The following is a 13,199-nucleotide window of genomic DNA, read 5'->3' on the forward strand; positions in this document are numbered from 1 at the left end:
GGGATCGTGCCTGAGCCGCACTGCCGCAGGTGGGTGCCACCGCTACCTGGGTGGTCCGCTCCTCTCCGGCGGCCCGCCGCCCCTGACTCGGGTACCTGGCCATGCCGTCGAGCCGGAACTCTGAAATACTGTCCCGTGCTGGCCGCCCACACGGCCAACGTCACCGAGACGTCAGAGACAGCACTGAGACGTTACTGAGGAGGTTCCTACTTATGGCCTGGCTGTTCTGGATCGGCGGGTCCCTGGTCTTCGCCGTCATCGAGACCTTGACGGCCGACCTGACCTTCCTCATGATTGCCGGAGGAGCCCTGGGCGGGGGCGTCGCGGCGGCGCTGGGGGCCTCGCTGCCGGTCCAGGTCATCGTCTTCGCGGTTGTCTCGACACTGCTTCTGCTGGCGGTGCGCCCCTGGGCCAGAAGGCGTATGGCCTCGACGGCCCCGCAGATGCGGACCAATGCTGAGGCCCTGGTGGGAAGCCCGGCCACGGCGATCACCGTGGTGGACGACCAGGGGGGCCGGGTGCGGCTCAGCGGCGGCGAGTGGAGCGCCCGGCTGGCACCGGCTGCTGCGGGGCAGGATGGTCCTGTCGACCCCGGTGCCGCAGTGACGGTGACCCAGATCGACGGGGCTGTCGCCATCGTCGTCCCCGCCCTCCCTGAGCAGTCCTCCCAGGAGCCGGTGCCCCACGGGCGCTGACCACCTGCGGCACTACCCAGAACAAGCACGACACGTACACAGGAGTCTCCTGACATGAACGAACTGGCCGTTGTCCCTCTTATTGTCCTGCTGCTTCTGGCGCTACTGGTCATTGTCGCGATCTTCCGCGCCGTGCGCAGGGTGCCGCAGAGCTATGCGATCATCGTGGAGCGGCTGGGGAAGTTCCAGGCGGAGTACGGGGCTGGCCTCCACTTCCTGATCCCTTTTGTCGACAGCGTGCGTAACACGGTGGACCTGCGTGAGCAGGTGGTCTCCTTCCCGCCCCAGCCGGTTATCACCTCGGACAACCTGGTGGTGAGCATCGACTCGGTCATCTACTACCAGGTGACGGACCCCAAGCGCGCCACCTATGAGATCGCCAGCTTTCTCCAGGCGATCGAGCAGCTGACGATCACCACGCTGCGTAACGTCATTGGTGCCATGGACCTGGAGCAGACCCTGACCAGCCGTGACCAGATCAACGGACAGCTGCGCGGCGTGCTCGACCAGGCCACGGGGCGCTGGGGCATCCGGGTCAGCAACGTCGAGCTGAAGTCCATCGACCCTCCTGCCTCCATCCAGGGCGCGATGGAGCAGCAGATGCGTGCCGAGCGTGACCGGCGTGCCGCGATCCTCACGGCTGAGGGCGTCAAGCAGTCCCAGATCCTCACTGCGGAGGGTGACAAGCAGTCGGCTATCCTGCGCGCCGAGGGGCAGGCGCAGTCAGCAATCCTCAGGGCACAGGGTGAGTCGCGTGCCATCCTTCAGGTCTTTGACGCCATCCACCGTGGCAACGCCGACCCCAAGCTGCTTGCCTACCAGTACCTGCAGACCCTGCCGAAGATCGCCAACGGCTCCTCCTCCAAGATGTGGATCGTTCCCACCGAGTTCACTGCGGCCCTGGACGGTATCGCCGGGGCGCTGGGCAGGGACACCTCCGGGCCGTCCTCAGACCAGCCTGGTGGGCAGGATGGCGACCAGGGAGCCGGGGTTGACCTGTCCGACACGGAGGTGGACCTGGGGATCGCCTCGGACCTGGCGGCGACGAGCCTGCCCACCCCTGAGGAGGCCCTGGCACAGGCCCGGGGTGAGGCGCAGACGGCCCTCCAGGAGGCCTCGGAGGACCGGGTGCCTGGAGCCGGGGCACCGGGGTCCCCCTCCCGGGCGCCCGGCGCGGGCGAGGGATGATTGTCCGGCTGACCAGCCGTGACGATGACCGCCTGGCCGACTACACGCGCCTGACCGACAGCGCGCTGCGACGCCGCCTGGAGACGGAGCGCGGCCTGTACATGGCCGAGTCCACCAAGGTGATCGGGCGAGCCGTGGCGGCAGGCCACCGGCCGCGCTCCTTCCTCATGGCCGCGCACCACTATGACCAGATGCGCCCGACGATCGCGGCGGCGGTCGGCTGCCAGGGCCGTGAGGACGGCGGTCCGGTGCCGGTGTTCCTGGCCGACGAGGGGCTGCTGGAGTCGGTCACCGGCTTCCACCTGCACCGGGGGGCGCTGGCTGCCATGAACCGCCCGGTGCTGCGTGGCGTCGGGGAGCTCCTGGCCGCGGCTCGTGCAGGCAGCGGTGCGCGCCGGGTGGCCGTCCTGGAGGACCTGGTGGACCACACCAACGTGGGTGCTGCCTTTCGGTCGGCCGCCGCCCTGGGGGTGGATGCGGTCCTGGCGACGCCACGCTGCGCGGACCCCCTCTACCGGCGCAGCGTCCGTGTCTCAATGGGGACGGTCTTCCAGGTTCCGTGGACCCGGGTGCAGCGCTGGCCCGTGGTGGACGAGCTCCACGAGGCGGGCTTTACTGTAGCCGCCTTGGCCCTGACCGAGGACTCGGTGTCCCTGGAGAAGTTTGCCGCCTCGCCGGTGTGCACCAGTCCGGAGGGGAAGGTAGCGCTGGTCCTGGGGACGGAGGGGGACGGGCTGTCACGGCGCTCCACCCAGGCTGCTGACGTGGTGGTGCGGATCCCCATGGCTGGGGGAGTGGACTCCCTCAACGTCGCTGCCGCTGCCGCCGTGGCTTTCTGGGCGCTGCGGGTGTGAGAGGGTGCCCTCTCGATCGAGGCCCCGGGAGGATCGCAGCCCGCAGGAGGTGTCATCCCGCAGAGTTGTCATCCGGGGCGTCAGCAGCGCAGCGGCTCCGCCCGGCACCAGGTCTCCTAAGGCCTCACAGGGTCTCGTAGGACCGCCGCATGACCTCGTGCTCCCCGACCAGCGGTGTTGCCGTGGTAGGGGAGCACGAGGTCCGGGGTCTCTGGGCAGTGCCAGGTCAGGGCTGGGAGGTGTCAGCCCTCGTCAGGGGCAGTGACCCGCAGCAGTACCGCGCCTGTGGCCACCTCGCCCGTGGCCGCGACCTCGACGGAGGCGAAGGAGGCAGCGTTGGTGACCAGCACCGGGGTCGTGAGCGGATAGCCCGCCTCTTCCACGACGGCGCGGTCCACCCGTACCAGCTCGGTGCCGGCCTCGACCCGGTCTCCCTGGGAGACCTTGACGTCAAAGCCCTTGCCCTCCAGGTTCACCGTGTCCAGGCCCACGTGGATGAGGATCTCCACGCCGCTGTCCAGGGCGATGCCGTAGGCGTGGCCGGACTCTGGTGCCACGAGGATCGTGCCTGCGGCGGGAGCGGTCACCACAATCTGCTCGCCCGGGTCCCCTCCCGGCTCGATGCCCGCGCCCGGACCCACGGCGCCGGTGGAGAACACAGGGTCAGCCACCTGGTCCAGGGGGATGACGGTGCCGCTCAGCGGGGAGACGATCTCGGTGACCGTGCCAGGTACCAGTGCCGACTTGGGCTGGCCCTGATCAGTCTTCTCCTGCGGGTCGCCGGGCTGGGCGGAGGCGGCAGCGGCCTGCTTCTCCAGGGCCAGGTCGGCGGCGGTCTCCGCAGGGTCGGCCTCGACCACGCCAGCGGCGGCCAGGGCCTCGGCGCGCTCCTCCTTGGTGCGGTAGCCGAAGACGGCGATGAGGGCGAAGGACGTCCCGAAGGCCGCGGCGATGGCAATGGCGTACAGGGCCATGGGGCTGAAGATCGGGATGGTCAGCAGCGAGGTGAAGGCGAAGGTGCTGGCGTCCACGCCGCCGCCCAGACCCACGATGAGGCCGCCTACAGCACAGCCCACGAGCATGAGCGGGTAGATGCGCTTGAAGCGCAGGTGGATACCGTAGAGGCTGGGCTCGGAGATACCGCCGAACAGTCCGGCCGCCAGTGCGCCGGTGGCAGTCTGGCGCATCTCCTTGTCCTTGTCACGCACAGCCCACAGGAGCACGGCGGCCGTGGCGCCGAAGCAGGCGAAGTTCCAGGTACCCATGGGGCCCTGGATGAAGTCGTAGCCCAGGGTGTTGATGTTGGCGATCATGATCGCGTTGAGCGGCCAGTGCAGGCCCAGCGGGACCAGGAACGGGTAGAGCAGCGGGATGACGATGGCGAAGACAATAGGGGCGGTGCCGTTGAGCCACGCCAGCCCCGTCCCCAGGGCCGTGCCGACCCACACGCCCAGCGGGCCGATGAGGAAGGCCGTCACCGGCATCATGATGATGAAGGAGAGGAAGGGGACAAAGACCATCTGGACGTTGCTCGGGACGATCTTGACCAGCTGCTTGTAGACAACGGCCAGGACCGCCACCATCATGAGCGGGACGAAGACCTGCCCGCCGTAGTCCTGGAGCTGCATGGGCAGCCCGAAGACGTTGGCGGTGCACATCTTGGTGTTCAGCGTCTGGTTGACAGTGCAGGTGACGTTGCGCGTCAGCTCCGGGTCGCCCATGGCGATGAAGTTGGGCGTGAGCAGAGCCGCCATGACTGCGGTTCCCACCCAGGGGTCGATATTGAGCTTCTTGGAGGCGTTGTAGGCCACCATGATCGGCAGGAAGTAGAACACCGACCGGAACATCGCGTCCACGAAGGCGAGCGAGGCGGGCTTGACCTCAGCCCGGGTGTCGATGTAGCCGAGGGCCTCCAGCACTGCCTCGCCCGCGATGATGAGGGAGGTGCCCAGTAGCACTGGCAGCAGGGGGCGGAAGGAGTCGGAGAGGTACTCGAAGAACGCGTCCACGAGGGCGTTCTTGCCGCGGGCCTTGGCGCGGGCCGCTGCCTTGACGTCAGCGTCCGACTTCCCGGAGGAGGCGCCGCCCGACGTCATGGCGGGCAGGTTCATGATCTCGTCGTAGACGCCCTGGACGGCCCCGCCAATGACGATCTGGTAGCGGTCGCCGGACTGCGGAACAGCGCCCATGACGCCGGGGATAGCCTCCACGGCGGCCTTGTCGACCACTGAGGCGTCGACGAGCTCGAAGCGCAGGCGCGTGGCGCAGTGGGTGAGGTGGGTGATGTTCTCGGCGCCGCCCACGGCGTCAAGAATCATCTCCGGTGTGGACGTGGTAGTTGCCATGCGTGGCCTTTCGAAGTGAACGGGTACAACCTGACGCCCGGGACAGGGGTCCACGAGGCCGACGGTGCCCGCCGATCTGCTGGGACCGCCGACAGTGACGGTGGCACGAGGTTAACGCCGCTGGTGGCACGGATGCCACTTCCCATGTTGTTTCTTAATGAGGTTGCAGGGGCTGGAGCAGCTGGAGCAGCTGGATTGTGCACGTTTCAACAGCTGTCCACCGGCGCTTCTCGTTCCCGGCTCGCTCCGCTGTATCCACATGTCGTGGCGGCACCGGTGGCGGAGGAGGGGACGTCTGCCACATCGTGAGGCCGGTGCCTGCAGCCGCTGTGGTGGTACTGCCGTGTCTGCGTGGCGCCCCGGTGGTACCCCGGTGCCGTGCGTGCCCGGCTCCTGCTGCGTGGACGGGTCTGGGGCGGCGGGCCACATCGGCGAGACAAGATGAGGACGTGACGAGGAGAACCAATGACCCGCAGACAAGTGCCGCCCGGCCTGACGTCGCCTGGTTCGACGCCGCCGGGTTCGGTGTCCCCCGCTCCGGCACCGCCCGGCGGTGCCCAGGGCCTCTACGGCCCGCGGGGCTGGAGCGTCGAGACCGGGGTGTGGGCGCTGCTGTCCCCGTGGGTCCCGCCTGCCCTGCTCCGCGCGCCTGCGGGAACGGTGGAGCACTTTGCGTCTGCCGGGCCTGGCTGGTGCGGGCCTGGGACTGTGGGAGGGGCCTGGCAGGCTGGGGATGGAGCCCGAAGAGTGCCAGGGCGGGGCAATAGGTGCGGCGTCGCTGCTGTGGTCCCTGCTGAGGACTACGTCCCTTTCAGGGGCCTGGATGCCGCCACGGCGCGCGAGCTGCTGTCGGTCCTGCCAGGCAGAGCGCTGTCGGACCGTCAGAACCGGGCTCCGTGCCTGGGAGCCCTGCTGGCAGCCTGTGCCCGCGCCGACGGCACCGTGCGCCTCAGCGGCTACGGTATCGGTCCCCAGCGCCAGGACGAGCGGCTCTCCGTGGAGGCTGTGTGGGTCGGGGACACCGATCTTGCGGGCTACGAGGTGGACGAGCGTCACGGCCCGGGCTGCCAGTGTGAGTCCCTGTGGCGGGCTGTCGCCCGGCGCTGCCGACTCGACGCGCGGTGCGGGCCGGACGAGGTCCTGCCCACGCGTCCAGAGTGGGCAGGCGGGGCGCAGGGGTGGTGGCTGTGGTGGGACTGACGCGGTGGGCCGTAGCATGACGGCCGTGATCAACGTCCAGGACCTCACCATGCGTATCGGTGCCAGACAGCTCGTCGGCTCAGCCAGCTTCCGGGTCGGTGCGGGGACGCGCGCGGGCCTGGTGGGGCGTAACGGGGCAGGCAAGACCACCATGACCAAGCTGCTGGCCGCCGCCGCCGTCGCCCAAGGGGCTGGCCAGGCAGCGGCCGACGCCGACGAGCGCCACGGGCTGGAGGCTGTCGAGCACGAGGGGACGATCACCTGCCACGGCTCTGTGGGCTACCTGCCTCAGGACACCAAGGTCGGGGACCTGGACCAGAAGGCGCGTGAGCGCATCCTCTCCGCCCGAGGTATCGACGCGTTGCTGAGGCGTATCCGCAGGGCCGAGGAGCGCATCGCCTCCACCGAGGGCCAGGCTCAGGCCCGGGCACTGGAGCGCTACTCCAGGCTGGACCACGAGTTCACCGTGGCCGGGGGGTATGCCGCCGCCTCGGAGGCGGCTCGTATTGCTGCGGCACTGGGCCTGCCCGACCGGGTCCTGGACCAGCCGGTGGGTGTGCTCTCCGGTGGTCAGCGTCGACGTGTCGAGTTGGCGCGCGTCCTGTTCCAGCGCCCGGACACCCTCCTGCTGGACGAGCCCACCAACCACCTCGACCACGACTCCGTGCTGTGGCTGCGTGACCACCTGCGCTCCTACTCCGGAGGCTTCGTGGTCATCAGCCACGACGTCGCGCTTTTGCGGGACACCGTCAACCAGGTGATGCACCTGGACGCGGGGCGTGGTGTGCTCGACGTCTACAACCTGGGATGGGACGCCTACCTCACTCAGCGCTCTGACGACGAGCACCGGCGCCGTCGGGAGCGTGCCAACGTGGAGAAGAAGGCTGCGGCCCTGCGGGCGCAGGGGGAGAAGATGCGGGCCAAGGCCACCAAGGCCGTTGCTGCCCAGCAGATGCTCAGGCGGGCTGACCGTCTCCTGGCCGGGCTGGAGGAGGAGCACCAGGTGGAGAAGGTGGCCCACCTGCGGTTCCCGGACCCAGCACCCTGCGGCAGGACGCCGTTGCGCGCGTCAGGGCTGTCCAAGGCCTACGGCTCCCTGGAGGTCTTCGCCGGAGTCGATCTGGCTGTGGACCGCAGCAGCCGGGTGGTGGTCCTGGGGCTCAACGGCGCCGGCAAGACCACCCTGCTGCGTGTCCTGGCCGGGGTCGAGCAGGCCGACGCAGGCCAGGTGGTGGCTGGCCACGGGCTCAGGATCGGCTACTACGCCCAGGAGCACGAGACCATCGACACCCAGGACACCGTGGTGGGCAACCTCAGGCGTGCGGCACCAGGAATGGACGACACCCAGGTGCGCAGCGTCCTGGGCTCCTTCCTGTTCTCCGGGGCTGACGCCGACAAGCCCTCCCGCGTGCTCTCCGGAGGGGAGAAGACCCGCCTCGCCCTGGCCATGCTCGTGGTCTCCTCCGCCAACGTGCTGCTGCTGGACGAGCCCACCAACAACCTGGACCCGGCCAGCCGTGAGGAGGTGCTGCGCGCCCTGCGGGGCTTCGAGGGCGCCGTGGTCCTGGTGACGCACGACGAGGGGGCTGTCCATGCCCTGGAGCCGCAGCGGGTCCTCCTGCTGCCAGAGGGGGACGAGGACCTGTGGGGCGAAGAGTACATGGAGCTTGTGGCCCTGGCCTGACGTGACTCAGGGACTCAGGCGACCAGGGCCCTGTGGGCCTTCCAGGGCGGGGCACAGGCCGTCGCAGCCACACGTGGCAAGCCAGTGGTGAGGTCACTCACACAAAGAGGTCTCCTGCGGTCGCGTAGGCTGGATGGGGAACAACGCGGGCGCGCGTGGTGTTCGCCCTGGCAGGCCTGTCAAGCACGGTCCTGGAGGGGCCGGGCTGATGTGCCATACAGCGAGGAAGGGGAATGACATGGCTGAGACCACGGTGGCTGAGGCGCCGACCGAGGGTGCTGAGGCTGCGCAGCACGAGGTCCTCCTGACTGAGGGTGCTGCTGCCAAGGTTGCCAGCCTCCTGACCCAGGAGGGGCGCGATGACCTGCGGCTGCGTGTGGCGGTCCAGCCCGGCGGCTGCTCCGGTCTGGTGTACCAGCTCTACTTTGACGAGCGTCTTCTTGACGGCGACGCCGTGCGCTCCTTTGACACCGGTAGCGCGTCCTTGGCTTCGGTTGACGTTGTCGTGGACCGTATGAGCGCGCCCTACCTGTCCGGGGCCACGATAGACTTCGCTGACTCCATCGAGAAGCAGGGCTTCACCATCGACAACCCTAACGCCGCTGGTACCTGCGCCTGCGGGGAGTCCTTCCACTGACCCGTCTGGCGGGCTCGTCCCCGGGTGCTCCCGGTAGCGGAGCGGCCGTCGGGGCTGCCGCTGTCCTCACAACCAAGGAGCCTGTGTGCGCCGCACATCCCTGACCCTCCCACGGGCGCTGGCCGCCCTGGTCCTGGTGGGCTGGCTGGCCCTGGCCGGGTGCCAGGGCTCGGCGGACAGTGCCGACCCTGTTCTCAACAGCGCCAGCGCCACCAGTACCGACCCTGGTACCGCCTCGGCGACCGGAGGCCAGGGGGAGCCGGCTGACTGCTCCGCCCTGACGATCGACTCCGACTCCCCGGCCCTGCCCACCGTGGAGGGCGAGGTAGGCACGCTTCCCACGGTGACGTGGAGCGGGGAGGCGGCTCCGGAGAACCTCACGGTGGCGACTCTGGAGGAGGGCGACGGGGCCGAGGTCACTGAGACGGACCTGGTGACGGTCGGCTACGCAGGGTGGCAGTGGGACTCCGACGCCACCTTTGACTCCTCCTACGGGACCGGGACGCAGGACGCCCAGGACACCCAGGACTCTGCCTCCGGCGGCACTGAGGACGGCGGGGAGGACACTGCCCCTGGCGAGGCTGCTGGTCAGGAGACCGCAGAGGCCTCGGAGGTTCCGGGGCAGGGGCAGCCCTTGGTCCTGTCCCTCCAGCAGGTGATCGTCGGGTGGCGCTGCGGCCTGGCGGGCCACCACGTGGGTGACCGCGTCCTGATGTCGGTCCCCGCAGACCTTGCCTACGGCGAGGAGGAGGCGTCCTCCGGCGGAGGCCCCACGGGCCCGCTCGTGTTCGTGGTGGAGGTCGTGGACACGCTGGACCCTCAGTCCGTCGTGGGCTCGACCGAGGACGCCGTCATGGAAGGTGAGGACGAGCTGGCCCAGCGGGGCGTCGCCGTCGAGGGTGACCTGGGTTCCCCGGTGACCGTGTCGGTCAGTCCGGACGCGCCTGAGCCGACGGAGCCGGAATACCTCGTCCTGGCCAGGGGAGCCGGGCAGCCTGTGGCCGGGACCTCGACGATCGTCGTCAATATTGCTGCGGCCGCCTGGTCCGGTGGGGAGGACACGGGGAGCTCCACCTGGGAGGACGGGGCACCGAGGCCTGTCTCGATCGCTACCTCCGACCTGGGCGGGCTGGTCGGGATTCCCCAGGGCTCCCGGGTTGTGGTCCTCAGGCCAGGGGACGAGTCTCTGGGGCGGGAGGCGGTCGCCTTCGTCATGGACATTGAGGCGGTCCTCTGACCAGCCTGCGGGGTGCGGCCGCAGGGACAGGTGGCGGTGCGGGCTGACTGCTGCACGAAGTAGCACAAAAAAGCACGTGGTCCCCGGGCTGGCTGCCCGGGGACCACTGTCACAGGTGTTACAGGCATGCTGTCAGCGCACGATGAGGCCCTGGGACCTGGCGACCGCGTCAGACAGGCGCTGCGAGACGTCCTCCCAGCTGGCGATGCTCCAGATGGCCTTGACGTAGTCGGCCTTGACGTTGAGGTAGTCCAGGTAGAAGGCGTGCTCCCACATGTCGACCATGAACAGGGGGATGGTGCCGACGGGGATGTTGCCCTGCTGATCGAAGAGCTGGAAGACTACCAGGCCGCCGGAGACGGAGTCGTAGGCCAGGACTGCCCAGCCGCTGCCCTGGATGCCCAGCGCGGTCGCGGTGAAGTGGGCCTGGAAGGCGGCAAAGGAGCCGAAGGAGTCGTTGATGGCTGCTGCCAGCTCGCCCTCGGGCTCGCCTCCGCCGTGGGGGGAGAGGTTCTGCCAGAACACCGAGTGGTTGACGTGGCCGCCGAGGTTGAAGGCCAGGTTCTTCTCCCACAGGTTGACTGCGCCCAGGTCACCGGCCTCCCGGGCAGCAGCCAGGGCCTCCAGGGCAGCGTTGGCGCCAGCGACATAGGCGGCGTGGTGCCTGTCGTGGTGGAGCTCCATGATCCTGCCGGAGATGTGGGGCTCCAGGGCGGCGTAGTCGTAGGGGAGCTCAGGGAGGGTGTAGACGGTCATCGTGGAGTGCCTTTCGTGGGACGGTGCGGCTTACGGGCCTGCCAGGGTCCGCCTCAGGCCCCCGAGTCCGCGACAGGGCTGGAGGCGGCTGGTGCGCAGGCCCGCAGCAGGGGCTCTGGACCGGATCGGCCTGGTTCTAGGACTGCCTCGGAACAGCCTTAGGACTGAGGTCCCGGACAGTGGCCATGGTAGGCGTCCGTGCCGTGGGCGGACAGGAGGACCCAGTAGGATTACACTCAGCGCGGAAAGTCAGGTCGCTGGTCGTGCCGCTGATCAACCTGTTGATCACTGACCAGGGTGACTTGACTGACCCTGGTGCCAGGCAGCCGCAGAGAAGCAACTGAGAGGGAGGACCTCATGACTGACCAGGCAGACGCCCGCCTCGAGCTCCTCGTGTTCTCCGACGACGCCACGGTGCGCCGCGAGGTTATTGAAGGTGTCGGGCGCCGCCCCGCCCGGGGGCTGCCCCTGGTGACCTGGAAGGAGGCCGCCACCGCCGAGGGGGTCAGGCTGGCGCTCCGTGACCGGGAGGAGGAGGGGCTCGCACCCTTTGACGCCCTGGTCCTTGACGCGGAGGCCAGGAAGCTGGGCGGCATGGGGCTGGCTCACGAGCTGTTCATCGAGAGCGACCAGCGTCCCCCGGTGGTGCTGCTGACGGCCAGGCCGCAGGACAGCTGGCTGGCTGCCTGGGCCAAGGCCGAGGTCGTGGTCCCCCGCCCCCTGGACCCGCTGAGCCTGCAGGAGGGGGTGGCCAGGGCGCTGACGGCGCGCCGTGGCACCGTGGTTCCTGCCGGGTAGGGTCTTGTCGGCCCGCTACTACCTGCGGTGGCGGGGCCTGTCGTCGGCGGGGTGGAGGTCGGCGTGGAGGACCTTGCTGTAGCGGGCGGCGGAGGCGGCTGGCCAGGACAGGGCCTGCGGATCCCCGTCAACCTCGACCAGTCGTGCCCCGGCCTCCAGCACCCAGTCGGCCAGCAGCAGGGTCTCCTCCACGCTGGCCTGCTGCCCCACCAGGGTGGGCTGGCTGACGACCCTGGCGCTGCTGCGCAGCGCGGCCACGCCCGGACGAGGGTCAGCGCCCCGGGGCGTGACCAGGGAGCCCGCGAGCATGCCCCACCGCACCGCTACCAGCTCCCAGCCGCCGTGCTCGCGGGGCCGGGCGGCAACGAGGTGGGGGCAGGTCAGCAGCGGGCGGGCACGTTCAGCCCGCAGCGCAGCCTGCAGCAGGCTGCGCAGGCGGCGTGTCCAGGTTCCCGCCTCCTCGTACCGCTGAGCCTGTGCCAGGTGCCTCACGCGCTCCAGCACCTCGGTGGCGACCAGGTCGGCCTGGCCGGACAGGAAGGAGGCGGCCCTGACGGCTCTGTCCGATGCCTGGCCCGTCAGGGGCTCACTCGCCGTGGACCGCCCTGCGCCGTTTCCCTGGGCACGGTCGTCCCAGTGTCGCAGCCGCAGCACCGACTCTGCGGCCCGCAGGGCCTCCTGCGCGCTTCTGCGTGACCAGAAGGGGCCGACGGCGTAGCCGACCTCGTGGAGGGGCAGCACGGTTGTCAGCGCCAGGTGGGGCTCAGGGCCTGACACCAGGTGCAGCCAGGGCTGCCTGCGTGGTGCTCGTGAGCGACGGTTGGCCACAGGGTCGAGCTCGGCGATGAGCCTCAGCTCACGTGCCCGCGCCTCCAGGAGAGTCGGTGTGGGGACGTGACGCACCTCAGCGGTCGTGTCCAGGACCCGGGTGACCCGGGGGCGCCTCTCTGCCGCTGTGAAGTAGGAGCGGACCCGCCGGTGCAGGTTGACGGTACTGCCCACGTAGAGCACCTCTCCGGTGGCAGAGCAGAGCTGGTAGACCCCGGGGGTGGTGGGCAGGCCCTTGGCGAGCCGCGACCTGGCCCGTCGGCGGGCGGGCACCGGGTCGGTAGCGGTGGCGAGGTCCTCCAGGTGCGTCACCCCGAGGGGAGCCAGGACCTCCAGGGCGGCGTGGAGGACGTCAGCAGTAGCGCTCGCGTCGTCCAACGCCCTGTGGGTGGGGCGGGTCGGGGAGCCGACGAGGGCGGCCAGGGTGGACAGCCTGTGGTTGGCAACCTCGCCGCGCGGCCACGCCTTGCGTGCCAGGGCAAGGGTGTCCAGGACACGGGGCTCGGTCCACCCGATACCCAGCGCCCTGGCGGCACCGCGTAGGTGGCCGATGTCGAAGCGGGCGTTGTGGGCGACCAGTACTGTGCCTGTGCTGCGTCCCGTGCCGACGCTGCGGGGGGCGTCGGGACAGGTGCGGCCTGCGTCGTCGGGGCCCAGCCCGGCCCACGACAGGAAGCCCTCCAGGCAGGGACCCACCCCTGGGGCGTCGACAAGCATGGCGTTGGTGATGCCGGTGAGCGCGGTGATCTGCGGCGGCACGGCGGCTCCGGGGTTGACCAGCGTGGAGAAGCGGGACAGCACCTTGCCGCCGCGCACCTTGAGGGCGCCGATCTCCGTCAGGGCGTGCGCGCCCGGGGGCGCGCCGGTAGTCTCAAGGTCGACGACGACGAAGGTCACCTCCCGCAGGGGTGTGCCCATGTCCGTGAGGCTTGCCTGCTCACCGCGCCCCCGCCAGGGCGGGCCTGCCCCGTGGTCAG

The 13,199-nt window shown here is 69.8% G+C and carries 11 protein-coding genes; 8 read left to right on the forward strand and 3 right to left on the reverse strand.

Annotated elements, in window-relative coordinates:
- The first annotated feature begins 212 nt into the window (after positions 1–212).
- Genes CWS50_RS05195 through CWS50_RS05205 form a run of 3 tightly spaced genes read left to right on the forward strand, consistent with a single transcriptional unit; the run spans position 213 to position 2,737 of the window.
- The gene (locus tag CWS50_RS05195) at positions 213–695 is read left to right on the forward strand and encodes an NfeD family protein (RefSeq protein WP_127841927.1); all 483 of its coding nucleotides are present in this window, start codon (positions 213–215) and stop codon (positions 693–695) included.
- 54 nt (positions 696–749) lie between these two features.
- Entirely contained in the window at positions 750–1,883 is a 1,134-nt protein-coding gene (locus CWS50_RS05200) for an SPFH domain-containing protein (protein WP_127841928.1), read from the forward strand.
- On the forward strand, positions 1,880–2,737 hold the full coding sequence (locus CWS50_RS05205; RefSeq protein ID WP_127841929.1) for a TrmH family RNA methyltransferase: 858 nt from the start codon (positions 1,880–1,882) through the stop codon (positions 2,735–2,737). The genes CWS50_RS05200 and CWS50_RS05205 overlap by 4 nt, the downstream gene beginning before the upstream one ends.
- A 242-nt stretch (positions 2,738–2,979) precedes the next feature.
- Here the strand turns inward: CWS50_RS05205 and CWS50_RS05210 are convergent, their stop codons facing one another.
- The gene (locus CWS50_RS05210; protein ID WP_127841930.1) at positions 2,980–5,082 is read right to left on the reverse strand and encodes a glucose PTS transporter subunit IIA; all 2,103 of its coding nucleotides are present in this window, start codon (positions 5,080–5,082) and stop codon (positions 2,980–2,982) included.
- 783 nt (positions 5,083–5,865) lie between these two features.
- Between CWS50_RS05210 and CWS50_RS05215 the strand changes: the two genes are divergently transcribed.
- From CWS50_RS05215 to CWS50_RS05230, 4 genes are all read left to right on the forward strand, one after another.
- Positions 5,866–6,282: a hypothetical protein gene (locus CWS50_RS05215; protein WP_127841931.1), complete on the forward strand. Its 417-nt coding sequence runs from the start codon at positions 5,866–5,868 to the stop codon at positions 6,280–6,282.
- A gap of 16 nt (positions 6,283–6,298) precedes the next feature.
- Complete coding sequence (locus tag CWS50_RS05220) at positions 6,299–7,966, forward strand: ABC-F family ATP-binding cassette domain-containing protein (RefSeq protein ID WP_127841932.1); 1,668 nt, start codon at positions 6,299–6,301, stop codon at positions 7,964–7,966.
- A gap of 238 nt (positions 7,967–8,204) precedes the next feature.
- Positions 8,205–8,603: a HesB/IscA family protein gene (locus tag CWS50_RS05225; RefSeq protein ID WP_127841933.1), complete on the forward strand. Its 399-nt coding sequence runs from the start codon at positions 8,205–8,207 to the stop codon at positions 8,601–8,603.
- An 85-nt stretch (positions 8,604–8,688) separates the two neighbouring features.
- Positions 8,689–9,840 (forward strand): FKBP-type peptidyl-prolyl cis-trans isomerase, encoded by a 1,152-nt coding sequence (locus CWS50_RS05230; RefSeq protein WP_127841934.1) that lies wholly within the window; start codon positions 8,689–8,691, stop codon positions 9,838–9,840.
- A 132-nt stretch (positions 9,841–9,972) separates the two neighbouring features.
- Here the strand turns inward: CWS50_RS05230 and CWS50_RS05235 are convergent, their stop codons facing one another.
- Positions 9,973–10,596 carry a superoxide dismutase gene (locus CWS50_RS05235; protein ID WP_127841935.1) on the reverse strand — a complete coding sequence of 208 codons (624 nt, stop codon included), beginning with the start codon at positions 10,594–10,596 and terminating at the stop codon, positions 9,973–9,975.
- 357 nt (positions 10,597–10,953) lie between these two features.
- Between CWS50_RS05235 and CWS50_RS05240 the strand changes: the two genes are divergently transcribed.
- A complete protein-coding gene (locus CWS50_RS05240) occupies positions 10,954–11,394 on the forward strand; it encodes a hypothetical protein (RefSeq protein ID WP_127841936.1) in 441 nt (146 codons plus the stop codon).
- An 18-nt stretch (positions 11,395–11,412) separates the two neighbouring features.
- On the opposite strand, the gene CWS50_RS05245 is transcribed toward CWS50_RS05240, so the two are convergent.
- Positions 11,413–13,140: a DEDD exonuclease domain-containing protein gene (locus tag CWS50_RS05245; RefSeq protein WP_127843268.1), complete on the reverse strand. Its 1,728-nt coding sequence runs from the start codon at positions 13,138–13,140 to the stop codon at positions 11,413–11,415.
- Positions 13,141–13,199: the final 59 nt, after the last annotated feature.

The organism is Actinomyces wuliandei (genome assembly GCF_004010955.1).
Lineage (GTDB): Bacteria > Actinomycetota > Actinomycetes > Actinomycetales > Actinomycetaceae > Actinomyces > Actinomyces wuliandei.